At 43.9% G+C, this 24,453-nt stretch carries 28 protein-coding genes and 1 tRNA gene; 24 read left to right on the forward strand and 5 right to left on the reverse strand.

The genetic code is table 11. From position 1 onward, the window contains the following. Positions 1 to 27: 27 nt before the first annotated feature. From AC1ECB_RS03870 to AC1ECB_RS03945, 16 genes are all read left to right on the forward strand, one after another. Complete coding sequence (locus AC1ECB_RS03870) at positions 28 to 1,464, forward strand: Rne/Rng family ribonuclease (protein ID WP_485667542.1); 1,437 nt, start codon at positions 28 to 30, stop codon at positions 1,462 to 1,464. A 179-nt stretch (positions 1,465 to 1,643) separates the two neighbouring features. Continuing rightward, complete coding sequence (gene rplU, locus AC1ECB_RS03875) at positions 1,644 to 1,955, forward strand: 50S ribosomal protein L21 (RefSeq protein WP_021167247.1); 312 nt, start codon at positions 1,644 to 1,646, stop codon at positions 1,953 to 1,955. Positions 1,956 to 1,964: 9 nt separating this feature from the next. After that, a complete protein-coding gene (locus tag AC1ECB_RS03880; protein ID WP_485667543.1) occupies positions 1,965 to 2,285 on the forward strand; it encodes a ribosomal-processing cysteine protease Prp in 321 nt (106 codons plus the stop codon). A 22-nt stretch (positions 2,286 to 2,307) separates the two neighbouring features. Beyond that, positions 2,308 to 2,601: a 50S ribosomal protein L27 gene (rpmA, locus tag AC1ECB_RS03885; protein ID WP_028971723.1), complete on the forward strand. Its 294-nt coding sequence runs from the start codon at positions 2,308 to 2,310 to the stop codon at positions 2,599 to 2,601. 197 nt (positions 2,602 to 2,798) lie between these two features. Then, positions 2,799 to 3,014 carry a Spo0B domain-containing protein gene (locus tag AC1ECB_RS03890; protein ID WP_021167250.1) on the forward strand — a complete coding sequence of 72 codons (216 nt, stop codon included), beginning with the start codon at positions 2,799 to 2,801 and terminating at the stop codon, positions 3,012 to 3,014. A gap of 97 nt (positions 3,015 to 3,111) precedes the next feature. Next, entirely contained in the window at positions 3,112 to 4,383 is a 1,272-nt protein-coding gene (gene obgE, locus AC1ECB_RS03895; protein ID WP_485667544.1) for a GTPase ObgE, read from the forward strand. Positions 4,384 to 4,391: 8 nt separating this feature from the next. Beyond that, a complete protein-coding gene (gene yhbY / locus AC1ECB_RS03900; RefSeq protein WP_485667545.1) occupies positions 4,392 to 4,703 on the forward strand; it encodes a ribosome assembly RNA-binding protein YhbY in 312 nt (103 codons plus the stop codon). A gap of 19 nt (positions 4,704 to 4,722) precedes the next feature. Next, the gene (proB, locus tag AC1ECB_RS03905) at positions 4,723 to 5,850 is read left to right on the forward strand and encodes a glutamate 5-kinase (RefSeq protein ID WP_485667546.1); all 1,128 of its coding nucleotides are present in this window, start codon (positions 4,723 to 4,725) and stop codon (positions 5,848 to 5,850) included. A gap of 14 nt (positions 5,851 to 5,864) precedes the next feature. Next, on the forward strand, positions 5,865 to 7,121 hold the full coding sequence (locus AC1ECB_RS03910; RefSeq protein WP_485667547.1) for a glutamate-5-semialdehyde dehydrogenase: 1,257 nt from the start codon (positions 5,865 to 5,867) through the stop codon (positions 7,119 to 7,121). Position 7,122: 1 nt separating this feature from the next. Then, positions 7,123 to 7,287 (forward strand): hypothetical protein, encoded by a 165-nt coding sequence (locus tag AC1ECB_RS03915; RefSeq protein WP_485667548.1) that lies wholly within the window; start codon positions 7,123 to 7,125, stop codon positions 7,285 to 7,287. A 74-nt stretch (positions 7,288 to 7,361) separates the two neighbouring features. Next, positions 7,362 to 7,976, forward strand: a complete 615-nt coding sequence (nadD, locus tag AC1ECB_RS03920; RefSeq protein ID WP_021167255.1) for a nicotinate-nucleotide adenylyltransferase — start codon at positions 7,362 to 7,364, stop codon at positions 7,974 to 7,976. A gap of 119 nt (positions 7,977 to 8,095) precedes the next feature. Beyond that, positions 8,096 to 8,347: an RNA recognition motif domain-containing protein gene (locus AC1ECB_RS03925; RefSeq protein ID WP_021167256.1), complete on the forward strand. Its 252-nt coding sequence runs from the start codon at positions 8,096 to 8,098 to the stop codon at positions 8,345 to 8,347. A 134-nt stretch (positions 8,348 to 8,481) separates the two neighbouring features. Further along, positions 8,482 to 9,054 (forward strand): bis(5'-nucleosyl)-tetraphosphatase (symmetrical) YqeK, encoded by a 573-nt coding sequence (yqeK, locus tag AC1ECB_RS03930; RefSeq protein ID WP_485667549.1) that lies wholly within the window; start codon positions 8,482 to 8,484, stop codon positions 9,052 to 9,054. Between the two features lie 42 nt (positions 9,055 to 9,096). Beyond that, positions 9,097 to 10,098, forward strand: coding sequence for an LCP family protein (locus tag AC1ECB_RS03935; RefSeq protein WP_485667550.1), 1,002 nt, complete (start codon positions 9,097 to 9,099; stop codon positions 10,096 to 10,098). A gap of 86 nt (positions 10,099 to 10,184) precedes the next feature. After that, positions 10,185 to 10,535 (forward strand): ribosome silencing factor, encoded by a 351-nt coding sequence (gene rsfS, locus AC1ECB_RS03940; protein ID WP_028971725.1) that lies wholly within the window; start codon positions 10,185 to 10,187, stop codon positions 10,533 to 10,535. Between the two features lie 8 nt (positions 10,536 to 10,543). Continuing rightward, the gene (locus tag AC1ECB_RS03945) at positions 10,544 to 11,425 is read left to right on the forward strand and encodes a CvfB family protein (protein WP_485667551.1); all 882 of its coding nucleotides are present in this window, start codon (positions 10,544 to 10,546) and stop codon (positions 11,423 to 11,425) included. Positions 11,426 to 11,444: 19 nt separating this feature from the next. On the opposite strand, the gene AC1ECB_RS03950 is transcribed toward AC1ECB_RS03945, so the two are convergent. From AC1ECB_RS03950 to AC1ECB_RS03965, 4 genes are all read right to left on the reverse strand, one after another. Continuing rightward, a complete protein-coding gene (locus tag AC1ECB_RS03950) occupies positions 11,445 to 11,579 on the reverse strand; it encodes a hypothetical protein (protein WP_485667552.1) in 135 nt (44 codons plus the stop codon). A 354-nt stretch (positions 11,580 to 11,933) separates the two neighbouring features. After that, entirely contained in the window at positions 11,934 to 13,268 is a 1,335-nt protein-coding gene (locus tag AC1ECB_RS03955) for a hemolysin family protein (protein WP_485667553.1), read from the reverse strand. Positions 13,269 to 13,332: 64 nt separating this feature from the next. Further along, positions 13,333 to 13,920 carry a YqaA family protein gene (locus AC1ECB_RS03960; protein ID WP_485667554.1) on the reverse strand — a complete coding sequence of 196 codons (588 nt, stop codon included), beginning with the start codon at positions 13,918 to 13,920 and terminating at the stop codon, positions 13,333 to 13,335. A gap of 177 nt (positions 13,921 to 14,097) precedes the next feature. Beyond that, positions 14,098 to 14,173: transfer RNA gene (locus AC1ECB_RS03965), tRNA-Ala, on the reverse strand. Positions 14,174 to 14,306: 133 nt separating this feature from the next. Between AC1ECB_RS03965 and AC1ECB_RS03970 the strand changes: the two genes are divergently transcribed. The 4 genes from AC1ECB_RS03970 (at position 14,307) to AC1ECB_RS03985 (ending at position 18,558) form a co-directional block, all read left to right on the forward strand. Beyond that, positions 14,307 to 15,500, forward strand: a complete 1,194-nt coding sequence (locus AC1ECB_RS03970) for a metal-dependent hydrolase family protein (RefSeq protein WP_485667555.1) — start codon at positions 14,307 to 14,309, stop codon at positions 15,498 to 15,500. Positions 15,501 to 15,546: 46 nt separating this feature from the next. Then, the gene (locus tag AC1ECB_RS03975) at positions 15,547 to 16,410 is read left to right on the forward strand and encodes an AAA family ATPase (protein WP_485667556.1); all 864 of its coding nucleotides are present in this window, start codon (positions 15,547 to 15,549) and stop codon (positions 16,408 to 16,410) included. After that, a complete protein-coding gene (locus AC1ECB_RS03980; protein ID WP_485667557.1) occupies positions 16,407 to 17,783 on the forward strand; it encodes a VWA domain-containing protein in 1,377 nt (458 codons plus the stop codon). Before AC1ECB_RS03975 ends, AC1ECB_RS03980 begins: the two co-directional genes overlap by 4 nt. Positions 17,784 to 17,877: 94 nt before the next feature. Further along, on the forward strand, positions 17,878 to 18,558 hold the full coding sequence (locus AC1ECB_RS03985; protein WP_485667558.1) for a TerC family protein: 681 nt from the start codon (positions 17,878 to 17,880) through the stop codon (positions 18,556 to 18,558). A gap of 17 nt (positions 18,559 to 18,575) precedes the next feature. Here the strand turns inward: AC1ECB_RS03985 and AC1ECB_RS03990 are convergent, their stop codons facing one another. Continuing rightward, a complete protein-coding gene (locus AC1ECB_RS03990) occupies positions 18,576 to 19,523 on the reverse strand; it encodes a metal-dependent hydrolase (protein ID WP_485667559.1) in 948 nt (315 codons plus the stop codon). A gap of 463 nt (positions 19,524 to 19,986) precedes the next feature. Between AC1ECB_RS03990 and AC1ECB_RS03995 the strand changes: the two genes are divergently transcribed. The 4 genes from AC1ECB_RS03995 to AC1ECB_RS04010 all read left to right on the forward strand — a co-directional run bounded on the left by AC1ECB_RS03995 (position 19,987) and on the right by AC1ECB_RS04010 (position 24,449). Next, positions 19,987 to 20,661 (forward strand): TerC family protein, encoded by a 675-nt coding sequence (locus AC1ECB_RS03995; protein WP_485667560.1) that lies wholly within the window; start codon positions 19,987 to 19,989, stop codon positions 20,659 to 20,661. A gap of 222 nt (positions 20,662 to 20,883) precedes the next feature. Further along, positions 20,884 to 22,914 (forward strand): hydrogenase 4 subunit B, encoded by a 2,031-nt coding sequence (hyfB, locus tag AC1ECB_RS04000; RefSeq protein ID WP_485667561.1) that lies wholly within the window; start codon positions 20,884 to 20,886, stop codon positions 22,912 to 22,914. Positions 22,915 to 22,919: 5 nt separating this feature from the next. Further along, a complete protein-coding gene (locus AC1ECB_RS04005) occupies positions 22,920 to 23,807 on the forward strand; it encodes a respiratory chain complex I subunit 1 family protein (protein ID WP_485667562.1) in 888 nt (295 codons plus the stop codon). A 15-nt stretch (positions 23,808 to 23,822) separates the two neighbouring features. Further along, positions 23,823 to 24,449 carry a hydrogenase gene (locus AC1ECB_RS04010; protein WP_485667563.1) on the forward strand — a complete coding sequence of 209 codons (627 nt, stop codon included), beginning with the start codon at positions 23,823 to 23,825 and terminating at the stop codon, positions 24,447 to 24,449. Positions 24,450 to 24,453 lie beyond the last annotated feature (4 nt).

Here is a 24,453-nt window from a genome sequence, read left to right on the forward strand (position 1 = left end):
ACAGATAAAAAACAGAAGGAACGAACTATGAATAAAAGGATAATTGCCAGCGTTATGCCGGAAGAAACTCGAGTTGCACTCCTGGAAGACGATGAACTCATGGAAATCTCGGTGGAACGCAGCGAGAGCGGGCACTTAGTTGGAAATATTTATAAAGGCCGGGTTAAAAATGTCCTTCCAGGTATGCAAGCTGCTTTTGTTGATATTGGACGAGATAAAAATGCTTTTTTATATATGGGAGATGCCGGTCGTCAGGCTGCCAGTCAGCATTTGACTATTGGCCAGGATGTATTGGTGCAGATTGCTAAAGATCCTATGGGTGATAAGGGACCAAGAGCCACTATTAGTCTGACACTGCCTGGAAGGTATATTGTACTCATGCCAACTGTCGATTATATTGGCATTTCGCGCCGTATTGAATCTGAACCAGAGCGAGAACGTTTGCGTCAGATTGCAGAGAAAATCCGTCCGGAAGGTATGGGGGTTATTGTTAGGACAGTAGCCCAGGATAAGAGTCAGGATGATCTCATGAAAGATATAGCCTATCTAGCAAGCATGTGGTCAACTTTGAGCGCCAGGGCCAAACGGAGCAATGCGCCTGCGCTTATTTATAAGGATGCTGATCTTGTGGTACGGATTGTTCGTGACTATTTTACCAGTGATGTGAATGAATTTGTTATTGATAGTCAGGAAGCATATAACAGGGTTGTTGATTTATTGCAATATATATCACCAGAGTTAATTGACTCTGTAACACTCTATGAGCCAACCGCTAAGGACAGCGATATATTCAGGTGGTTCAATCTTGAGGATAGCCTGGAAAGTCTGCGTGAACGGCGGGTAGAACTGAAATGTGGCGGCTATATTGTCATTGATTATACAGAAGCTATGACAGTTATTGATGTTAATACTGGTAAATTTGTTGGTAATACCAATCTGTCAGAGACTGTATTTCAGACTAATTTAGAGGCCATTGCCGAAATCGCCAGACAGCTTAGGTTAAGGGATATTGGCGGTATCATTATCATTGATTTTATTGATATGGATAAAGCGCAGCAACGCTCAGCGGTACTTTCCGGACTAGAACTAGAGCTGAAAAAGGATCGCACTAAAACAAATGTATTAGGTATTACTAGTCTGGGGTTAGTAGAAATGACACGGAAGAAGGCCAGGCAGAATCTTACCAATATGCTATACAGTCCCTGCCCGCACTGTAGGGGAAAGGGCCGTATCAAATCACCGGAAACCGTGGCAATAGATATTAAGCGGGAGTTGAGAAAATTAAATAAACGCTCCCGCTCAGGAGGACGGCTGCTATTACAAGTTCATCCTCAGGTAGCTGATTATCTAAGCAGGCAGGAAGAACTCAAACGTCTAGAACGGGAAACAGCCAGAACAATTGTAGTAGAATCAGCTGCCAATATTAGTCCGGAGAGATTTTCCCTGCTGTGGAAACCTGATTGACAAACTATGATCAGTATGGTAAAATTTCATGAAGTAGGCGTTTGCCTACTCTAACCGCGCGGAGAGGTTCTTTTAAACACTTGGAGCACTTGAAAATGCAGTCATAGATTACATTTTTGTAAACCGTTCCAGTGTACCGAATCTGGCGAGTCCTTATATGGGGGAGGTGCAAGTTTATAATGTATGCTATTATTGAAACAGGTGGTAAACAGTATCGCGTTACTGAAGGTGATGTTCTCACAATTGAGAAAATTGAAGTAACGGAAGGTCAAACTGTTGACTTTGATCGCGTTTTGACTGTTGTAAAAGACGGTGAAGTAGTTATTGGCAAACCGCTGGTAGCTAATGCAAAAGTTACTGCTGAAGTAGTAGCCCATGGTAAAGGTAAAAAGATTTTGGTTTTCAAATACAAAGCCAAAGCCAATTACCGTCGTCGCCAGGGTCATCGTCAACCGTTCACTAAAGTCCGTATTGAAAAGATTCATGCCTAAGGACAGAAAATGATTACGGTTACATTGGTTCGTGATAAAAACAAGGCAATTACTGGTTTTGCCATTAGCGGTCATGCCAAGACGGCACCACATGGACAGGACATTGTATGTGCCGGTATATCTGCGCTTGCTCAGTCAGCCATTATGGGAATTGAACGTCATTTGGGGCGGGATATTGACTTTGGGCAGGATGATGACGGTATTACGATGAGACTTATAGGTCAACCAGACAGTCTTACAGGTGCAATTCTTGAAACAATGCTGCTGGGGCTAAACGAAATAGCCAAACTATACCCTAAGAGTGTTCGTATTACTGAGCACAGGAGGTGAAAGCAAGATGGGAAATTTCAAACTGAATTCTTTTGATTTACAGTTGTTTGCTCATAAAAAAGGTGTGGGTAGCTCCCGCAATGGTCGCGATAGTGAGGCCCAACGCCTGGGCGTTAAGCGTCATGCCGGTGAAGTTGTTACTGCAGGCAGCATTTTAGTGCGCCAGCGTGGTACCCATTTCCATCCTGGTAATAACGTCGGCATTGGTTCAGATGATACCTTATTTGCCAAAGTCCCTGGCAAGGTCGCTTTCGAGCGTAAAGGACGTTATGACAGGCAAATTAGTGTATATCCTGCAGCTGAAGAAGCTATCTAAAGAAACGGCTTGTGTCAAGCCTTGGCGAACGTGACAGCCGATCTTGATCCTGCTCTGTTGGGATAAAAAAAACCTGCGGCCCATAAAGCCGCAGGTTTTTTAAATTAATTTCACTGAAAATGTCGAAATCAGACAGGTATTTAGGCTAATGGAAGCGAAAGATATACCATTCTGCAACATGTTGGAAGGATGATAGTATGATAAGCACGCCATGTTCTGAAGTTGCATCATGTCCGGACGTAATGAATTTACTTCGCATTCAGCGTCATGATTTTTTAAATCACCTGCAGGTTATTCATGCTATGATTCAATTGGGGCGTAACGAAAAGGCGCTGCAATATATCGAGAATTTGGCACATGATCCTGAGATGATATCAAATGTGCTCGCAACATATAAAAACGAGTGTATATAACTATCTATGACTTTGTGGCTTAGTGTTTTTTAGCTAATGTTAGGGTAAAAATGAGCGTAAAAGCGCATATTACATATAAAAATACAAGGGGATTTTAATGTTTATTGACAGAGTTAAAATTACTGTTAAGGCCGGTAACGGCGGTAACGGTATGTCCAGTTTCCGGCGGGAAAAATTTGTTCCTAACGGTGGACCAAGTGGTGGCGATGGCGGCCGTGGTGCCAATGTAGTACTGATTGGGGATTCTAATCTGAATACGTTGCTTGATTTTCGTTACAAGCGTATATTTAAGGCTGATAATGGTGCTAACGGTCAATCCAGCAATATGCATGGCCGGGGAGCGGAAGATCTCTTGATTAAAGTTCCGCCAGGTACTATTATTAAAGATGAAGCCACTGGGCAAGTACTTGGTGATATTACAGAAATAGGTCAAACCATAGTAGTTGCCAAAGGCGGTCGTGGTGGACGCGGCAATGCGCGTTTTGTTAATAGTGTCCATCGGGCACCAACTTTTGCCGAGCTCGGTGAACCAGGAGCAGAACGTCTGCTTACTTTGGAGCTTAAGCTGCTTGCTGATGTTGGCCTCGTAGGTTATCCAAGTGTAGGAAAATCGAGCATCTTAGCAATGGTATCAGCAGCTAAGCCAGATATTGCCGCTTATCATTTCACGACATTATCACCGGTGCTCGGGGTTGTTAGTATTGGTGAGGGTCAGAATTTTGTCTTGGCAGACATCCCGGGGCTGATTGAAGGTGCACATGAGGGCGTGGGGCTTGGGCATGATTTTCTGCGCCATGTTGAACGTACCAAAGTACTTATTCATGTACTTGATGTGTCAGGGCTGGAAGGCCGTGATCCTATTGATGACTTTCACAAGATCAACAATGAACTCAATTTATATAACGAAAAGCTGTTCAAGCGACCGCAAATTGTTGCAGCTAACAAAATGGACTTGCCGGAAGCACAGGAAAATTATGAGCGAGTAGCTAACTATATGGCTGAACTCGGTCATGAGATTTATCCTATTTCGGCCGCTACCGGTGATGGTCTGACTGTTTTGATGCAGCGGGCAGCACAGCTTTTGGCTGACTATGTGGAAGAACCCGAAGAAATTGAAGAGGCTAAGATATATGAAGCTAAACCTGAGGATGCTTTTTCTGTCAGAAGGGATGAGGATGGTGCCTTTGTCGTCGAAGGCGCCGGGATTGAGAAATTAGTGGCAATGACACGTTTTGATGACGAGGAAGGTGTGCTTCGTTTCCAAGCTATTTGGCGGCGAATTGGAATTGATGAAGAACTCCGGGCACGTGGCATCAAAGAAGGTGAGACTGTCCGCATTCGCGATATGGAATTTGAGTTTAGACCATAGGAGGTACTATGTTAGAAGAAACAAAAACGCCATTAACAGGCAAACAAAAACGCTATTTGCGAGCCCTTGGCAGTACTCTTGATCCTGTGGTGCAAATCGGCAAAGGCGGCATAATAGATACTGTTATTGAGAGTGCAGGTCAAGCACTGGCTGCCCGTGAAATTATCAAAGTCCGGGTATTGCAAAACAGTCCGGAGGAACCAAAAACACTCATTACTGCTCTGGCTAACGCCACTGGCGCAGAATTAGTGCAGGTGATTGGCCGTAATGGTTTGTTATATAAAAAAAATGAAGAAAAATCCAAGCTGGAATTACCATAATTGTGGGGGAGCTTTGCGTATGTTTACCAGAGAAAATCTAAACAATGCCAAACGCATTGTCATTAAGGTTGGTACCAGCACATTAACTCACTCGACAGGTAAACTTAATCTTTTACGCATCGAGAAACTAGCTCGTGAGCTATCTGATCTTGCCAACCAAGGCAAACAAATGATTTTAGTGAGTTCAGGTGCAGTTGGTGCCGGGATGGATCGCCTTGGACTGAAGGAAAAACCCAGGACTATTCCAGAGAAGCAGGCGGCTGCCGCTGTCGGTCAGGGGATTTTGCTGCATATTTATGAAAAAATGTTTGGAGAATACGGACAAATTGTTGCGCAGGTGTTGTTGACCCGTGCCGATTCAGTCAATCGCAAGCGTTATACCAACTCTCGCAACACACTAATGGCGCTCTTAAATCAGGGCGTCATTCCCATTATTAATGAGAACGATGCGGTTGCTATTGACGAACTTAAAATTGGCGATAACGATACACTTTCGGCGATGGTCGCCAGTATTATTGATGCTGATTTACTCATCATTCTCTCAGACATCGAAGGTGTCTATACCGCAAATCCTCAGACAGATTCAAGTGCGACGTTATTGAGTGAAATTACCGATATTACACCAGCTGTTGAAGAATTGGCTGGTGGACCAGGGACAGCACGGGGTACAGGCGGCATGTATACTAAGATTCAGGCTGCAAAAATTGCGGTTAACTCGGGTGTAACTATGGTAATTGCTTCTGGTGGGCGCGAGGGGGCAGTTCGTGAAATTGTACAGGGAAAAAAAGTGGGAACCATCTTTATTTCCAAAGAAAATCGTCTGCAAATTCGCAAACGGTGGCTGGCATTTGGCGCGAGTGTGAGCGGTAAAGTCTGTGTGGATAAAGGCTGTGAGCAGGCACTTCTAAAGGATGGGTCTAGTCTCTTGGCAGCTGGGATAACGGCTGTTGACGGCGATTTTGAGTTAGGTAACACCATAAGTATCATAAGTGGCTCTGGGCGTGAATTAGCACGCGGTATTAGTAATTATAGCGCTGATGATTTAAAAAAAATCAAGGGTGCTCATACCTATGAAATTAGTTTTATACTGGGTTTTAAGCCTTATGACGAGGTTGTACATCGCGATAACCTGGTATTGTTAGTATAAGAGGGGGCTAACGCATGGACTACATAAGTGAATTAACAGAAAAAGGCAAGGACGCAAAACAAGCAGCTCGTAAACTGGCGACAATGTCAACAGCTCTGAAGAATCAGGCATTACTAGCCATGGCCACTGCTTTAGAAAAAAAGCAAGACGTTATTGTTGCTGCTAATGCCCAAGACATTAACAGAGCACAGGCAAATGGTATGCCCAAACCGCTTATTGACCGGCTGCTATTAAATCAAACCAGAATACTAGCCATGGCCGAAGGCCTGCGGCAGATTGCAGCTCTGCCAGATCCGGTCGGTGAGGTACTCGGTGGCTGGCTGCGGCCTAACGGACTTGCTATTACTAAAATTCGTGTACCACTGGGCGTTATTGGCATTATCTATGAAGCTCGTCCTAATGTTACAGTGGATGCTGCCGGATTGTGTTTAAAGGCCGGTAATGCCGTTATTTTACGTGGCGGTTCTGAGGCTATTGACTCTAATAAGGCCATTGCTGAAATTATTGCCGGGGCAGCTTATGCAGCTGGTGTGCCTGCTGGAGCAATTGCTCTTGTTGAAACTACCGACAGGCAAGTAGTCTCGGCTATGTTGAAGCTTAATCAATATGTGGACGTTATTATTCCCCGGGGCGGGGCGGGACTGATTAAAACGGTTGTAGAAAACAGTACGGTGCCGGTCATCGCAACAGGCACAGGCGTTTGCCATACCTTTGTCGATGCGACTGCTGATCTGGCGATGGCCCAGGAAATTGCTTTTAATGCTAAGGTTTCGCGGCCAGGGGTATGTAATGCTATGGAAACGTTACTGGTTCATGAGGCCGTGGCAGCACAGTTTTTACCGGCAATGCTTGAGCGTTATCACCAGGCTGGCGTTGAAATCAGAGGCTGTGAACAAACCATAAAATACCACGCAGCTGTTAAACCGGCTATAGCTGAAGATTGGGCGGCAGAGTTTCTGGATCTCATTCTTGCAGTACGTGTGGTAAGCAGTTTAGAGGCGGCTATTGAACATATTACTGCCTATAGTACCTGTCATTCAGAGGCCATTGTTACCTGCGACTATGAACATGCCAGACGTTTCCAGCAGGAAGTGGATGCTGCTGCTGTCTATGTTAATGCATCAACACGCTTTACGGATGGCTTTGAGTTTGGGTTTGGTGCTGAGATTGGTATCAGTACGCAAAAGCTTCATGCCCGTGGTCCGATGGGTTTGCCGGAACTGACCAGTATCAAATACGTTATCAATGGTAATGGGCAAATACGAAAGTAAAATGAGTAAGCAAAAACAGTGGCAGGGTTACTATTATGCTATTTACAACTATTTGCGTACACCAAAAGGGCGGCATGATGCTGTTGATTACATACGGGCAGCGGTTATAATTATGGGAATTGCTGCAATACTAATTGGGGCAATAAAGTGGTGGCGCAACATGTAACTCTTTTCACATTGACGAATATTTGATATAATGAAAATGATTAGAATTTTTTGGATATTTGAAAGGCAGATAGTATGTTACATGCAAAAGCTAAGATAGGCATTATGGGCGGAACATTTGATCCTATTCATGTCGGGCATTTGGTAACAGCTGAAGCTGTCCGTATTGAGTATAATCTTGAAAAAGTTTTATTTATTCCTGCCAGCAACCCACCCCATAAGCAGGACTCGCTGGTTACGCCGGCCATTCATCGTTATATCATGACCATTATGGCAACCTATTCCAACCGTCATTTTTTTGTATCTGGTATTGAGCTTGAACGTTCTGGCTTATCCTATACAATTGATACGGTTAAGGATTTAATCGAATGTTATGGAGCCAGTACGGAGTTTTATTTTATTACTGGTGCTGATGCTGTGAAGGATTTGCCCAGTTGGCAGGAGATTGATCAACTTCTGGATTTGTGTTATTTTGTAGCAGCAGCTCGCCCAGGCTGTATCAGCTATATTGACCAGGTAATAAAACAATTTGGTGCCAAAGGCCGCCGGAGTATTCAGCGCCTGGCGACGCCGGAGTTAGAGATATCCTCAACCGATATTCGTGAACGGGTAAGGAAGGGTCGCTCCATTAAATACATTGTACCAGAAAGTGTGGAAGACTATATTTACAAAGAAGGCTTGTATCGTTAAGCCCGGTAATGTGGCAGATAAAGGCAGTACCAGTCAAGCATAAATCCTGGTTTTTTGCAGATAATGTTAACGTAAACTTATTCTGGTTTAAGTAGCTTGAGTAACGGAGGTGATTTCCTTTGGCAAAAACGCTGTATGTTGGTAATTTAGCCTGGAGTGCTACAGACACTACTCTTGCCGACGCTTTTCGTCCCCATGGTGCTGTAATTTCAAGCAGAATTATTACAGACAAAGAAACAGGACGGTCCCGTGGATTTGGGTTTGTAGAAGTAGAAGATGCTGACGCGGATAAAATGATTGAGGCCATGAACGGCGCGCAAGTTGATGGTCGGCAGATCGTTGTTAATGAAGCTAAACCGCGTCAAGGTTAATTTTTAAGATATATTAGTTTGTCAACGACTATGTATGAAATTTACCTCCTGTCGCAGGAGGTTTTTTATTTCTGTAAAAGAGGATATTTGCAGGAAACTGCCGAATTTTAGTACTGGAAGACAGGTGATGTAAAATGATGGATTATAATCAAGTACTAGACAAGCTTTCACAGGTTTTGTCAGCTAAACGGTTCCAGCATTCTTTAGGTGTTAGCCAGAGCGCAGCAGAACTTGCGGTTCAGTTCGGAGTAGATGTAGAGAAGGCTAAGTTGACTGGTTTGCTTCATGATTGTGCCCGGGCGTTATCCAGCAATAACCTATTGCAAATGGCCGAAGCCTTTGCTATAGTGGTGAATGATGTCGAACATTGCCAACCCGTACTTTTGCATGCGCCACTGGGTGCTCATTTGGCCAGAAAAGAATATGGCGTTGATGATCCGCAAATTTTGCAGGCTATCGCGCTTCATACCACTGGTGGGCGTGATATGGCAACACTTGCTAAGATTGTTTATCTGGCTGACTGTATTGAGCCAGGCCGGGAGTTTCCCGGTATAGACAGGCTGCGCAGTTTAGCTTTTACTGATTTAGATGCGGCGATGCTTGCCGCTTTTGATCAATCCCTGCATTATGTTATTGAGCTGGGTTTGCTTATCCATCCGGCTACTATTGAAGGCCGTAATTATTTATTACAACAGCAAAACAAGTAATTTTAATGTAGGGTATTATCTTTGGGGAGAGGAGATGATGCCATGAAAAAGGTACAAGATAGAGCAGGACAACGGCGTCGAAGAATTATTCGGTGGGACAGAATTTTTATTATGCTGGTAATACTGTTAGTTGCTGCAGTGGCATTAGCGGGAGCTACTGTGTATGCTTATCTTAACATGGCTCGTGTCTCGCCTGCTGTGCAGGTAGTCAAGTCGAAGGAGAACCCTCCTGAGAAACTGACGAACAGGGTGAATATTCTATTATTGGGGGTTGATGACCAGGATAAGGAAATACCCGGTGATACCTCCAGACGCTCGGATACTATGATGGTTGCAAGTATAAGCCCGGAGGATGGCACAATTAACTTATTGTCTTTGCCGCGCGATACCATGGTTGCCATTCCAGGTCGTAAAGGCTATGATAAAATTAATCATGCGTATGCCTACGGTGGCGTGCAACTTGCTAAAAGTACAGTCGAGCAGTTTTTGCAAGTTCCGATTAATTACTACGTAGTCATTGACTGGCAAGCATTCATCAGGGTAATTGATATCCTGGGCGGTGTGAATCTTTACGTTGAACAAGATATGAAATATCGAGACCCTTATGCAGATCTTGATATTAATATTGCCCAAGGCTATCAGCATTTGGATGGAGAAAAGGCTGGCCAATATGTACGGTTTCGCCATGATGAACTTGGCGATATTGGTCGGGTACAACGCCAGCAGCGTTTTCTAAAAGAGTTGGCTAATGAGACGATGCAAGTAAGCACTATTTTTAAGGTTCCTGCGTTAGTTAATACGCTTGATCAGTATGTTGAAACTGATATGTCGGCAATGACCATGATTAAAGTTGGCAATAGCCTCAAGAGCTTTAATTCAAATAATCTAGTAGCTGAGATGCTGCCAGGAGATTTTGCGACAATTGATGAATTAAGCTATTGGATTCCTAATAAGGAACAAACGCAACAGCTAGTCCAAGCCATGTTTTTGTCTGCTTCTAAAGTAAAAGGAGTGGGGAATAATGTCTCTGCCAATATAAAATGAGACTTAAGAAACTTGCCTAGTCCGAATAAAATATTTTTGGAAAGAAAAAGCTATAGGAAGAGTTTGCAGGAGGTATTTGTTAATTGATGATTGATAATGACAGCAAGTTAGCTGAGCTAATGGCCAAAGCCGCCAGTGACAAAAAAGCACATGATATCATTATTATGGATTTGGCGGGTATTTCACCGGTGACTGACTACTTTATTATTTGCAGTGCTAATTCGACTATTCAGGTTCAAGCGATTGCTGATAATGTGGAAGAACAGCTCGCAGCCCAAGGTGTTAAAGTACTGCATAGAGAAGGCTATCGGGAAGCACGGTGGGTTCTTTTGGATTATGGCAACTGTGTGGCCCACATTTTTGTGGAAGAGGATCGTCAATTCTATAACCTTGAGCGGTTATGGGGTGATGCCAAACAAGTGTCTTATCAAGGATAGGTGTAATAATGGATAATATAAAACATAATTACAGACCAGGTGATGTAGTAGAGCTAATCGCTGTCCGGAAAAGTGAGTTGGGAGTTTTTTTGGATGCCGGTACAGGCAATACCAATGATGATATCTTATTGCATAAGGCCCAGCAAACGGAAGAAATTGCTGTTGGACAAGCGGTTAAGGTATACCTTTATAAAGATCCTAAGGGCAGGTTAACTGCCAGTATGCATCTGCCACAGATGCAAGAAGGACAGGTTGCGAGAGTAGAGGTTATTAATACAACACGGGATGGTAGTTTTGTTAATATTGGTGCTGAACGAGGGGTATTCATGCCCCATGCTGGCCGGCGAGGCTTGCCGAAGGTTGGCGAAAAGGTGTGGGTCAAGCTGTATCGTGATAAGTCTGACCGCCCTGCAGTTACTATGGAAGTTGAGGATGAACTTAGACAGGCTTCCCGTCCGGCTGAGAACATCAAAGTCGGCGATACTGTCACCGGCTCGGTCTATAACTATAGTGATCAAGGGGCCTTCCTATTTACCAAAGAGCGCTTTATTGCTTTTTTGCACAATGATGAAATGCTTGAACGTCCGCGTGTTGGGGCCGAACTTACTGTCCGGGTTACCTATTTACGGGAAGATGGCCGGCTTAATGTATCTATGCGCCCGATCAAAGAAAATGCAATGGATGTTGACGCTGCCAAAATACTTGAAGTACTTCGCACCAGAGGCGGCCAGATGCCATACAGTGATGTATCGCCGCCAGAAATCATTAAGGAAAAGTTTAACATTAGTAAAGCGGCTTTTAAACGGGCTATGGGACGTCTGCTCAAAGACCGGCTCGTTGAACAAAGAGAGGGCTGGACATATTTACAAAATAACGAAGATGGCAAGTAAGCCATCTTCGTTATTTTTTTCATGTTGGCAGAGAATTTTTACAGGGCATATGCATCTTCTGCTCAGTCTTATTGTCTTTGTTCGTGTTTGTCATGGTAGTTGCCGGTTTATCATTCTTGGCAGTAGTTGAGCCTGACAAATTTTTGGCAGCCATAAGCAATCCCTCCTAAAAATTATTAGTTAGATAAGCTGCCAGCTTATCCGCGGGGCGGTCAGCCATCTGCTTTGCTAAGTTCTTTGGAAGACTGGAGCTCATTTGCAGAGATAGTGTCATTGCTTACCTCCTGATAGTTTGACTGGGTGGGGCTTGAGCGTGGAGTGCCATTACCAAGCGGTGGTTTTTTATTTGCCAAATTATTCACCTCACATGCTGAATTTTATACTGGGCTACATATAGTTTTCCCAGATGATGAATTAGCATGAGCGACAATGATTGCTAGCTGTAAGCGTTTAAAAAATACCAAAACCCCGTCATTTTTTATAGCGGGGTTTTGGTAAATAAGTTTACTCACTCCAAGGAATGGTCACCATCTATTGAAGGTAAATTGCGGGTAATGAGTACTTTGTCAACCCGCGCTTTGTCCATATCAACAATCTCAAAAGTATAGCCATTCCATTCAAATTTCTCGGGGGTACTGGGAATATGACCAAGATAAGAAACAATAAATCCGCCAAGCGTCTGAAAATAGCCTCTTTCTTCACCAGGAAAATGATCAACATCCAGCAGTTCCTTGAGTTCTTCCGCTGCCAACATACCGTCTACCAGCCATGAGCCATCGCTGCGGGGGATGATATCAGGTTCCTCATCCTCGCCAAGATATGGCATATCGCCAACAATGTGCTCAGCAATATCATAAAGGCTAATCATGCCTGACATGCCACCATATTCATCAACTACCAATGCGACATAGATTCCGGTATCTTTAAAGCTTTCCAGAACTTTTAAAGCCGGTGTATTTTTGGGAATAAAAAGAGGTTGGCGAGAGGCCTCTTCGAGTGCCAAGGGGCGGCCGGGAATATAGTGAGCTAAGACTTCATTGGAATAAATAACACCCACTATTTCATCTAAACTGCCGCGGGCTACAGGAAAAAACAGATGGTTGGTACTGCGAATAATCCGTAAGTTGCACTGGTCATTATCTTCTAGATCCAGCCACTTGATTTGAGTCCGCGGTGTCATAAGTGCTCCTACTCGCATATCTCCAAGGATAAAAATTTTTTCCAGCATCTCCCGCTCAGCTTTTTCAAAGACACCGTGTTGGGCTCCCTGACCAATCAGTACTCTTACTTCTTCTTCTGTTACCGGTGGTTCTGCCGGCGGCTTAGTGCCCAGAAGCTTCATGACCATAGTAGTAGAAAAACCTAATAAATGAACTAGTGGCCGGTTGATACGTACAAAGGCGGACATTGGTCTGGCGATAGCGGCTGCAATGGGTTCCGGGTTATTAAGTGCCAGCTTTTTAGGCACCAGTTCGCCGACTATCAGTGACAAATAGGTAATGATACTTACGACAATAGCAAGACTAATAGCATTACTATATCCCTGCAAAATAGGAATTGCATTCAAAAAAGAAGCAAGATAGTTAGCTAACTTGGCACCACCAAAAGCACCAGTAAGAATTCCAATAAGAGTAATGCCAATTTGTACGGCAGACAACAGCGCTGTAGGCTCTTCCGCCATCTTTAGTGCAGCCTGCGCGCCTCTGTTGCCGGTAGCTGCCATATTCTCCAACCGGCTTTTACGGGAAGAAACAATAGCCATTTCGGTCATGGCAAATAGTCCATTTGCAAAAATCAGAATTAGGATAATTATAATTTCGGTGCCAATCGAACCTGTATCCAAAATTAAGATAGCACTCTCCTTGCTAATAAATTACCCGCTAGCTTAGCAGCAGCGGGTAGTCTGATTATAATTTATTGACTGCTGCCGCCGCTTTTTTACTTCGCTTTGTAGCATAAGAAATGACACCTGCGACTAGTATAACTATAAGTGTAATAATCAGCATATCCGATTTATGCTGTGTAAACATTTCAACAGCTTGCGATCCAAAATAGTAAATGAGTACGCCTTCCAGTAAAAAACGCTTCGCACGGCCCAGGAAGGAGATCAGGAAAAATACCGTCATATTGATTTTTAGAGCGCCTGCTGTGATGCAGACAAACTTATACGGAATGGGTGACAAAGATGCTAAAAATATAGCCCACAGGGCATTTTCCTGTACCGTGTTTTGTATTTTGTCCATATATTTGGAAGGAATAAACTTACGGGCAGCCGGAAGACCAATTTTTAGGCCGAGCAGATAACCAATTAAGCCACCCAAAATAGAAACAACAGTAGCTGCCAAGCCGTAAAAAATAGCATTTTGCGGGTTGGCTATTGCAAGTGGTATGAGAATCAGATCAGGTAATACCGGTGAAATAAAGGACTCTGTGAAAGCAGCAAGTAAGAGGCCCGTAAGACCCCATTCTAAGAGTATTGCCAGCAGTGCTTCCATTACTATGTTTCCTTTCTTTTAGATTGTCATTATTATAATAAAGTATACGATACGATAGTAATAGTTTAGCTTACATGTAGTACTTCAGTCAAGAAGTAAGGAGCAGCAAGAATGCGCTAAGAAGGAAAGAAAGCAAAATAAAAAGCTTGCGAGATAAACCATCGCAAGCTTTGGTGTTGGTGGAGATAAGCGGGATCGAACCGCTGGCCTCTTGAATGCCATTCAAGCGCTCTCCCAGCTGAGCTATACCCCCATAAATACATATTAATTATACTTAGACAGTAACATAATGTCAAGATTTTTTCTTAAATCAAACCATTATAGCAGGTACTTATCTATAGTATGCAGAATACTTTGAGATTAGAGTAAGGAAGAAGGAAGCAATTATGCATTTATTTAAAATTGGCCTGTTGATTGACGGGACAGGCTTTACGCCACAAGATTCATGTTATCTGGCGGTTGAAAATGAGTATATTACTGGTATCGGCCAAGCGGATGATTTTGCGGCTGAGCAGGTGGCGACCGCTGTTGATTATTCTAAATACACCGTGATGCCGGGGCTCATTGATCCCCATGTGCATTTGTTCTTAGAGGGAATTTCTGATTTAAAATCCCGCACGTTACGGTGGAAGGAGGATAAAGAGACAACCTTGCTGCGAGCTGTCAACAACCTGACTAGAACCATTCGTCACGGGGTAACTACTGTACGTGATTTAGGTGGTCCGTTTGCTATTAATACATTATTAAAAAAGGCAGTTAAGCAGGGTATTGTTACCGGGCCGCGTGTGCTTAGTGCCAGTCAGGCCATTTCCATCACCGGCGGGCACTTTTACTATGCGGGCGGACGGGAAGCTGACGGGGCAGACGAAGTAGTTAAAGCTGTGCGGGAGCAGGCTAAGGCTGGTGCTGATTGTATAAAAATCATGATGACCGGCTGCGTTAATTTTGTGCGCCAGGATGCGGGAGTTGTTGAATTATCACTATCTGAAGCCCAGGCGGCTGTTGCTGAAGCACGACATTTGAAAAAAATGGTGGCGGCACATGCCAACGGCGTAGACGGTGTGCGCCAGAGTCTGGCAGTTGGTGTGAATACGATTGAACATGGCGCACTCATTGATGCAGCCACTACCGATATGATTACCGAAAGTAGGGTATATTGGATACCTACGTTAGTTCCCTTTGAACGCATGATGGACTATGGACGCACTCATGAGACCAGAACATTACCGGCCGCGGGTGTTGAGGCTGTTTACCGGCAACATCATGCCATGGTACAAAGAGCTTATCAGGCAGGGGCTAACATTGTCGCTGGTACTGATGCCGGCGCATTAGGTGTTGGGCATGGTGATATATGGCGGGAGCTTGCTTTATTGGTGGAATGTGGTCTGCCGGCGGCAGCCGCGCTCCATGCTGCCACTGGTCTTGCTGCCCAGGCAGTAGGGCTGGAACAGGAAATTGGGATAGTGGCTGCAGGCAAGCGGGCAGATTTATTGGTTCTGGCAGGTAACCCGTTACAAGATATCAACTGTATAAAAAATGTCGTAAAAGTATTTAAAGACGGGCAGGAGTATCTTCCATAATTGAGTTGACCGGTCACGTAAAACAACAGCAACGGAGTTGATACTATTGATAGAAGCAATTGAAGATCTTAAGGCCCGGCTTGGCCAAAATGGATATCTTACTGATGATAGTTTGGCTGCTGCCCTATATTTAGCGGAGAACCTGGAAAAACCGCTGCTGTTAGAGGGACCGGCCGGTGTTGGAAAAACGGAATTGGCAAAGGCGTGGTCGCGCCTGCGTAAGCGGCGGCTTATCCGGCTGCAGTGCTATGAAGGTCTTGATGAGAGTAAAGCACTGTATGAATGGAATTATCAAAAACAGTTATTATATATTCAAATCGCAGCATTGACGGAAAAAGGCTGGGATACAGGACGCAAACAAATTTTTGACCAGGAGTTTTTACTAAAACGTCCTCTGTTATCGGCGCTTACCAGCCCGGAGCCTGTGGTATTGTTGATTGATGAGATTGATAAAAGTGATCAGGAATTTGAAAGTTTTCTGCTAGAAGCGTTATCTGACTGGCAGGTTACGATTCCTGAACTGGGTACGATAAGCGCGGTTACCCGTCCCTATGTTGTCTTGACATCCAATAGTACGCGAGAACTTAGTGATGCTTTGCGCCGCAGGTGCTTGCATTTTAATATTGACTATCCTGAATTTGAGCGGGAGTTGGCCATCGTTGAATTAAATGTTCCCGATATTGAACGAAAGTTTGCCAGTCAACTTGTCGAATTTGTCCAAACTATTCGCAAGCAGTCGCTCAAAAAACCTCCTAGTGTTACAGAAACTATTGATTGGGTGGCATCAATGACACTGCTTGGCAGCGAGCTAACTACAGATACAGTTCGTGCTACGCTTAGTGCTTTGCTCAAATATACCAAAGACCGCGAGCTTGTCACTGATAAACTGCCATTTTTACTAAAGCCATGAAACAATTACTTGTTGAATTTATCCGGCTGTTGCGCCAAGCGGGGTTAACTGTAACAACAATGGAAGCTGTGGATGCATTAAAGGCAGCTGAGCTTACTTGTTTTGACCCTGCCTTACTGCGGGGCGTGCTGGAAACCACCCTGGTGAAAAGCACTTGGGAGCGCCCTGTTTTTACTGCGTTATTTGAACTATATTTTGATCTTGCGCCGGAAACCCCGGTAATGCAAGCTAACTCTGAGTCGACAGTACTGACGATTAAGGGGGCGACTGCTGATGGCAGCGGGCGTAGTTCGTCAGGTGCCGGTGGCGATGCCGAGGGCTTGCTGGAAACCATCAATAATCAACCTGCGGCCATATTGGAAGAACTGGCAAGGCAATTTACGGCCGATATACCGCTTACTAATGCCGAGCCGACAGAGATTTCGCAAAAGCTGCGTCAGGTTCAAGTAAATCTAAGATGGTTTGAGGCTGTCAATAAGGTTGAACGTAACTATGCTACCGGAAAGATGAAGGAAGCGACGTTGCTAAAATGGCAAAAAATATTTGCCCAGCTAGAAGCGCTCCTTCGTCGTGAATTGGAGCGCAAGGCTGTCAAACAGTTTGGTCGCCGGCATATTCTTAAACTGGTAGAGCACGCCAATATTCGTCGCCGGGAATTTGATTGCCTGGCAGCAGCAGAAATAATAGCTGTTGAACAGGAAATTGGCAAACTAGCAAAAAAAATGGCTGAGAGACCGGGAATTCGCCTGCGTCGGGCCAAACGTGGCAAGGTAGATATTCGCCGTACTTTTCAGGAAGTAATACGAACCGGTGGTTGTCCATTACATCTGAAATACCGGGACAAAATGAAAAGCAAAGTAGACTTATGGCTCTTATGTGATGTTTCCAATTCAGTTGAACGGTTTAGCCGTTTTATGCTGCAATTAGTCCAGGCGGCGCAGCGGCGTTACGCTAACATTAGATCCTTTGTTTTTATTGATGAAGCAGTGGAAGTAACTGATTGGTTTAAAAGTCAAGACGTTAATGCATTTTTGCAGGCGAGGCATCTTAGAGACCGGTTTAACCGTCGCGTAGGACTGTCCCGCTATGATTTGGTTTTTGAACAAATGGCTCGTTATGAACTTGCGGCCATTGGTGGCCGGACTAAGCTGATTATTTTAGGCGATGGACGCAACAACTGGCATCCGGGCGGAGCTGACGAGTTGGCTAAGATTGCTGAACAGGCACAGGCCATTTATTGGCTCAACCCCCTGCCGGAAGAGGAATGGCTTGAAGGCGACTGTCTCATGAAAGAATACCAGCCGTATTGCCAACAAGTATTTGAATGTCGCAATTTAGAACAATTAACAGAAGTAGCCAACCGTATTTTGTGAATATACGGTTGGCTATTTTTGTTAGGGACATTTTATTTAAAAAACGGAAATACTAATACTGTTAGTATTTCGAACACAGTTAGGGGATGATTTTGTGGAGTGGTTAGTAGCGCTAATGAGTATTATTACTGTCAACATGCTTTTAAGCGGCGATAATGCATTGGTTATTGCCTTAGCCAGTCGCAATCTGCCACCTGATCAGCAAAAAAAGGCGATGATCTGGGGTGGGGCGGGGGCTATTGGGCTCCGTATTGTTCTTACCTTTGTTGCGATAGTATTGCTTCAGATTCCCTACTTACAGCTAATTGGCGGTTTAGCTCTGTTGTGGATTGCTGTTAAGCTTTTGGCAGGTGAAGAAGAAAACCATGAGATGCAAGCAAATAGTAATTTATGGGGGGCTATTAAAACAATAATTGTTGCTGATGTGGTTATGAGTGTTGATAATGTACTGGCCATTGCCGGCGTAGCAAAAGGGAATGTTACGTTACTGATTATTGGTTTGGTAATTAGTATTCCGATTATTATTTGGGGTAGCAAACTAATTAATATGCTAATGGAACGGTGGCCAATAATAATTACAATCGGTGCAGCTTTTCTGGGTTGGACTGGTGGTGAGATGGCAACTGCTGATAAAAAAATGGAGCCCTTGTTAGCGCCATATCCCTGGATGCATTGGGCTATACCGGTAGCCTTTGCCGTTATTGTTGTCTTTATTGGTTCGCTGCTTGCCGGCCGCAAGCAATCTGGTAACAAGGAGCCACAAAACAATTTGTAATGTTAAAAAAGAGCTTTTTAACAAGGTATTTTTATGATGCGTCCAGATGTCTTAATATAAGAATCACATGGATGTTGGTCACAATCAAAAATAATTGTGGCACTATGGAGAAAGTCTTGCTTAAGAAAATAGCGCAAATCATAAATGTGAACATGCCTGCCGGCGTGTTCATTATCCTGATATTCGGTAAAATAGCTAAATGGTGTAAAGGAAGAAAAGAATTCGCCTAAAACTGTTGTATGCGCTTCTTGAGTGGCAGGAGATAATGTTTGTTTAGTAAATTTGGTATGAATCGTCAAACACTGCTGTAACAATCCGACTTGTCCGACATAATACCGGTCTTGGGTTTCAGCAACAAAATCCCAGGAAAGTACGCTTTTGAGTGAAGGCATAACCAGCAGGCGAATAAGACTATAGGTAGCGAAATATTGGTTTAGTCGCACGATGGTCTGTAGCTTCAGTAAGTACCGTATACCAATATATAGGCTAATTGATAGGAAAAATAACAGCGAAGTTTCGCGGGCAGGCAGCTGCTGCATAAAGACGGTAAGCATGATGGCTAACAGGAAGGGATCAAACACATTTAACAAGCTAAAGCTTTTGCGTTCCCGGCTAAACGGCCATAGAACAGCTGCACCGTGGGCATTGAAAAAATCCAAAACAATATGGGATAGTCCGCCCCAAAAGGCCCACATAAATATTTCCGTACAGGCTGCCCCAGGGTAAACGATAAAAAAAATAGCGGCAATTAAACTTGACCAAATAGCGATGCCAGGAATAGAATGTGAGAAAGAGCGGTGTTGTCTGAGCAAAGCAAAATTGCCGCGGACTATGGAGATGATATCTAAATCAGGTGCTTGAGCACCGAGTACACTGGCTAAGTAAATAGGGTCAGTAAGATTTAGGGGATGACCAGATAAACCAGCAACAGCAACGCCTAGCAAAGCATGTGATAAAGCGTCCATAGAAACGGGACCTCCTAAACTAGTTGACATAAATTAAAAAATACTTACTAATTATATCACAACAAGTAGGGAGGAGGTCTAATGGTAATTGGTGGACAAACGAATTTGATTTAGATACATTTAGATAAAGTATATTGACTTAGATAAGAATTTATATTATCATTGCATTAGTATTTAGCAAGTAAAAGTGAATACTATAAAGGGGAGTAACTGGCAGGCACAGTCAACAATTCTGCGCATTAGTGCATGGTTGTGCCGTTGGATCAGTCCAATAGTGAGACCTTTAGTATATGAATGACCAGTATATACTATAGCAAGGTCTTGTTTTTATGTTAAAAAGACCTTACCGTTGCTGACGGATAAGGTCTTTGTTTATTTGTGATGGAGGTGGGTACCAAGGTTGCATACTATGGTATAAGAAGATGTCAGATACAAGTATCATATATAGTAGGGGGTTTTTTTGATGGAAATGGAATTATTGGTAGCGTTAGGTAGTATTACTCTGATTAATTTAATTTTAAGTGGTGATAACGCGGTTGTCATAGCTTTAGCAAGTAGAAATCTGCCTCCTGAGCAGCGGACAAAAGCTGTAATATGGGGTAGTGCCGGTGCTGTAATCTTACGGATTTTACTTACACTAGTTGCCGCATTTTTGCTTAAAATCCCGTATGTGCAATTTTTTGGGGGACTTGCTTTGGTATATATCGCCGTGAATTTGCTGGGAGACAAGCAGGAAGAAGTCGCCTGTGAAGGTGCAGCCAGCTTTTGGGAAGCAATTAAAGTCATTATTTTTGCTGACTTGATAATGAGTCTTGACAATGTATTGGCGATTGCCGGGGTAGCTGATGGACATTTTGGTTTGTTAGTATTTGGTTTGGTCTTGAGTGTACCACTGGTGGTATTTGGTAGTCAGATGTTAATGAAACTTATGGATAAGTTTCCCATTATTATTTGGGCGGGCTCAGCTATTCTTGCCTGGACGGCTGCTAAGATGATGATTGCTGATGAGAAGCTTGGCGTATGGTTTGAGCCATATGCACTTATGCTTGAGATTGGGGTTACGGCAGCTGTTTTGGCGATTGGCTATTGGCAGAAAAAACGTGGACAGGTTGGCAGTAAGGATACGCACGGAGCTTAGGCTATTGTTTTTCAACCTGGAGCGAATAGTTAGCACAATGGGAAATGGAAAGCAAGGGGACTTAAGTCCCCTGTGGCTTTCTGTTTCCTTTTTGTTCAGGCATAATATATAACAATTTATAAAAATAGTAAGAGACAGATATATTTTTATTTCATATAAGTATAATAGTGTGGTATAATATCAAAATGTTACCCATTTACCAATATACCGGAGGCGAGTGCTTTGATTGTTGAGTTATTATTGTATTTTTTGGTGATTTTCTATATTGTAGGTGTACTATCACCATTTTTCACTAGCAAAAATAAAATAGTCAATTATGTTGCACATGGAATGGCAGCGCTAGGATGTTTGGCGGCCGTACTGTGTGCTATTTTTATTTTTTACAGTGGAAAGATTGAAATAATTACGCCTTGGACTTTGCTTGCAGAGCCTGTCTATATCCGTTTGGATTATTTGGCAGCCTTTTTTTTGCTGACAATCGGAGTGGTCGGCTGTGCTGCGAGTGTTTATGCTATCGGTTACAGCAGAGAGTACCTTGGGGATGGTTGTCGTTACCGGGTAATGGCATCTCTGTATAATGCGTTTTTACTGTCTATGATTTTAGTAGTCTGTGTCAGTCACGCCGCCGCGTTTATTATTGTTTGGGAGATTATGGCCCTGACGTCTTTTTTGTTAGTTAATTATGAGCATGAAAAAAATGAAGCCGGTAAGGCCGCCTATGTGTATATTGTTATGACTCATGTAGGGACAGCTTTTATTATTACCGCTTTTTTCCTGCTGGCAAATAAGGCCGGTAGTTTAGATTTTTTGCGCTTACTGCAAAGTGCAGGCAGTCTTGATACTTGGACCAAAAATGCTGTTTTTTTATGTGCCCTTATTGGTTTCGGTGCCAAAGCAGGCATTATTCCTTTGCATATCTGGTTACCGCGGGCTCATCCGGCAGCACCCAGCCATATATCAGCCCTGATGTCAGGTGTTATGATAAAAACTGCTATTTATGGGTTTTGCCGGTTTTATCTTGAATTCTTAGGAGTGGGCCCGATTTGGTGGGGGGTACTTATACTTGGTCTTGCCATTGCATCTTCGGTTTTAGGTGTGCTTTATGCGCTAATGGAGCATGATATGAAACGTCTGCTGGCATACCATAGTGTGGAAAACATTGGTATTATTCTCTTAGGAATCGGCGCCGGTTTAGTATTTATGGCCAAAGGGCAAAGCGCTTTGGCCGCGCTGGCTTGGACAGCGGCACTATACCATGTGCTCAATCATGCTATATTTAAATCACTGCTGTTCATGGGCGCAGGGGCAGTGATTCAGTCAACTCATACTAAAGATATTGAACGCTTGGGTGGACTTATCAGCAAGATGCCTTATACTGCAGTATGGTTTCTGGTGGGTGCAGCCGCTATTTCCGCTTTGCCGCCGCTTAATGGTTTTGTTAGTGAATGGATGACTTTTCAGGCTTTATTTTATTTGCCACAAAGTATGGCTGGGGCTTTGGGGAAGGTATTTAGCGGATTTTTACTGGCCTTACTGGGCCTTACAGGGGCATTGGCAGCAGCCTGTTTTGTTAAAGCTTTTGGCATCATCTTTTTGGCCAAGCCACGGAGCAGCCAAGCCGAAGAAGCCCGGGAAGCCAATAAACCTATGCTTGGTGCAATGGCCGCGCTGTCGGGATTATGTTTGCTGCTTGGACTCTGGCCTGAGCTGGTGCTCCGTATTCTTGGGCAAGTCTTGTCAGGCATAGCTGGAGTTGATCCAACGCAGGTTTTTGCCGGAACTACCTGGCAGGCGGCTGAAGTTCATGCCGGCACAGCTAATGGCAGTCTGCAAATGCCTGTAGTGGCAGTTTTACTGCTAGTTGGAGTAATGGGTGCGTGGGTATTATCCAGCTTATATGGAAAAGAGCAGCTGCATAAAGGGGAAACCTGGACTTGTGGTATTGTGCCGACTGCCAGGATGGAGTATACCGCTACTGGTTTTTCTAAACCGATTAGGCTGGCGTTTAAGGCTATATTGCGGCCACAACACGAAACGGTTGCTGATTTGACTCCCAATCGTTATTTTGGCCGGCGGCTGAGTTATCATATGAGTATTACTGATATTTTTAGCGCTATGTATCGGCCGATTAATACCGGAATTATTCGTGCGGCTCAGTTTATGAAAGCCATTCAGGCAGGTAGTGTTCAGCTTTATATCGGGTATATTACAGCAATTACTGTGATAGCTCTTATCTTGAGTACTGGGTGGTGAACAATATGGAACAATTGACTACAATAGTAATTTCGCTTGGTTATGCTTTAGCGCTTGTGTTGGCGGCGCCATTAGTTGCGGGAATTATCAAGGTTAGCAAAGCAAGGCTGCAAAACCGGCGTGGGCCGAGAATATTGCAAGTGTATTATGACTTGTTTAAGCTATTACAGAAAGACAGTATTGTGTCACCCACTACCTCGTGGGTATTCAACCTCGCACCGTATATTTATTTTGCCGGCGCTTTTGGTGCAGCAGCACTGCTGACATCTGGTGACTTATTTGCGCTTTTATATCTTTTGGCGGCTAGTCGCTTTTTTCTGGCGCTGGCTTCACTTGATGCCGGCAGCACCTTTGGCGGTATGGGCGGTTCCCGCGAGATGTATATTAGTGTGTTAGTAGAACCCGTGCTATTAGTAACGATGCTTACGGTGGCAGCAAGGGCTGGTTCGACTCAGTTAGCCGCTATGTCGGCTGCTGCTGCCATTACGCCGTTTTCATTGCCATATATTTTTGCCGCTGTTGCTTTTTTAATTATATTAGTAGCAGAAACCGGACGAATTCCTGTAGATAATCCGGATACACATTTAGAATTAACGATGATCCACGAAGCTATGGTACTTGAATATTCAGGCCGCAGGCTGGGACTGATTTTTTTAGCAGCTGCCAGCAAACAATTGGTTTTTATCCTTTTATTTACAATGCTGTTTTTACCATGGCAACCAGAGGGCTTGTCGCCCTTACTAACATTCCTTTGGCTTGTTGCTAAAGTTTTACTTACGGCAGTAGCTTTGGCAGTGATTGAGACCAGTACTAATAAATTGCGTTTATTTAAAGTGCCGGGATTTATAGGCCTAGCGGGCATGTTGGCACTGCTCGCGTTAGTGGCACAGTAAGAAGGGGGTGTAGCTATGAATTTACTGATTATTATTTTGCTGTTTCTGTCACTTTTGTTAAGCCGGGTCACCAGTCTTAAAACGGCTGTAAATATTTTACTGCTTCAATCCGCTTTGGTGGCATTGGCCTGTGCATTTGTCGCTGCCGAAACGGGAGCGGTGCATACGTATATTGCAGCAGCCCTTACACTTAGTATTAAAGCCGGGCTTATTCCTTACGCCCTTTTCCGTATTGTAAGAATGCTGCGCCGCGAACGGGAAGTTAATCCAATTATAAGTCCTAACCATTCGGTTATGGCTGCCGGTATTATGATTGTTCTGTCCTATGGACTGATTGATCGGGCATTGCCAGGAATTGTTAGCCGGGATGCGCTGGCGGCGGCGGTAGCTATGATGTTAATCGGTCTGACAATGATCATGACCCGGCGACAGGCAGTACTCCAAATTGTTGGTTTGATCACTATGGAAAACGGCATATATTTAGTAGGACTTTCGGTAACCAAAGGATTGCCACTCATTATTGAACTGGGTGTATTTTTGGATGTGTTAGTGGCGGTAGTGGTGCTGGTTATCCTGACTTATCGGCTCAAACGCTCCTTTATGTCTACAGATACCAGTATGCTAAAAAAATTAAAGGGATGATATT

The organism is Sporomusa sp. 246TCP1 (assembly GCF_057319775.1).

Coding starts and splice junctions, on each gene's coding strand:
- AC1ECB_RS03870 (WP_485667542.1), top strand. CDS start 28: ATGAATAAAAGGATAATTGCCAGCGTTATGCCGGAAGAAACTCGAGTT.
- rplU (WP_021167247.1), top strand. CDS start 1,644: ATGTATGCTATTATTGAAACAGGTGGTAAACAGTATCGCGTTACTGAA.
- AC1ECB_RS03880 (WP_485667543.1), top strand. CDS start 1,965: ATGATTACGGTTACATTGGTTCGTGATAAAAACAAGGCAATTACTGGT.
- AC1ECB_RS03890 (WP_021167250.1), top strand. CDS start 2,799: ATGATAAGCACGCCATGTTCTGAAGTTGCATCATGTCCGGACGTAATG.
- obgE (WP_485667544.1), top strand. CDS start 3,112: ATGTTTATTGACAGAGTTAAAATTACTGTTAAGGCCGGTAACGGCGGT.
- yhbY (WP_485667545.1), top strand. CDS start 4,392: ATGTTAGAAGAAACAAAAACGCCATTAACAGGCAAACAAAAACGCTAT.
- proB (WP_485667546.1), top strand. CDS start 4,723: ATGTTTACCAGAGAAAATCTAAACAATGCCAAACGCATTGTCATTAAG.
- AC1ECB_RS03910 (WP_485667547.1), top strand. CDS start 5,865: ATGGACTACATAAGTGAATTAACAGAAAAAGGCAAGGACGCAAAACAA.
- AC1ECB_RS03915 (WP_485667548.1), top strand. CDS start 7,123: ATGAGTAAGCAAAAACAGTGGCAGGGTTACTATTATGCTATTTACAAC.
- nadD (WP_021167255.1), top strand. CDS start 7,362: ATGTTACATGCAAAAGCTAAGATAGGCATTATGGGCGGAACATTTGAT.
- yqeK (WP_485667549.1), top strand. CDS start 8,482: ATGATGGATTATAATCAAGTACTAGACAAGCTTTCACAGGTTTTGTCA.
- AC1ECB_RS03935 (WP_485667550.1), top strand. CDS start 9,097: ATGAAAAAGGTACAAGATAGAGCAGGACAACGGCGTCGAAGAATTATT.
- rsfS (WP_028971725.1), top strand. CDS start 10,185: ATGATTGATAATGACAGCAAGTTAGCTGAGCTAATGGCCAAAGCCGCC.
- AC1ECB_RS03945 (WP_485667551.1), top strand. CDS start 10,544: ATGGATAATATAAAACATAATTACAGACCAGGTGATGTAGTAGAGCTA.
- AC1ECB_RS03950 (WP_485667552.1), bottom strand. CDS start 11,579: ATGGCTGCCAAAAATTTGTCAGGCTCAACTACTGCCAAGAATGATAAA.
- AC1ECB_RS03960 (WP_485667554.1), bottom strand. CDS start 13,920: ATGGAAGCACTGCTGGCAATACTCTTAGAATGGGGTCTTACGGGCCTC.
- AC1ECB_RS03970 (WP_485667555.1), top strand. CDS start 14,307: ATGCATTTATTTAAAATTGGCCTGTTGATTGACGGGACAGGCTTTACG.
- AC1ECB_RS03980 (WP_485667557.1), top strand. CDS start 16,407: ATGAAACAATTACTTGTTGAATTTATCCGGCTGTTGCGCCAAGCGGGG.
- AC1ECB_RS03990 (WP_485667559.1), bottom strand. CDS start 19,523: ATGGACGCTTTATCACATGCTTTGCTAGGCGTTGCTGTTGCTGGTTTA.
- AC1ECB_RS03995 (WP_485667560.1), top strand. CDS start 19,987: ATGGAAATGGAATTATTGGTAGCGTTAGGTAGTATTACTCTGATTAAT.
- AC1ECB_RS04005 (WP_485667562.1), top strand. CDS start 22,920: ATGGAACAATTGACTACAATAGTAATTTCGCTTGGTTATGCTTTAGCG.
- AC1ECB_RS04010 (WP_485667563.1), top strand. CDS start 23,823: ATGAATTTACTGATTATTATTTTGCTGTTTCTGTCACTTTTGTTAAGC.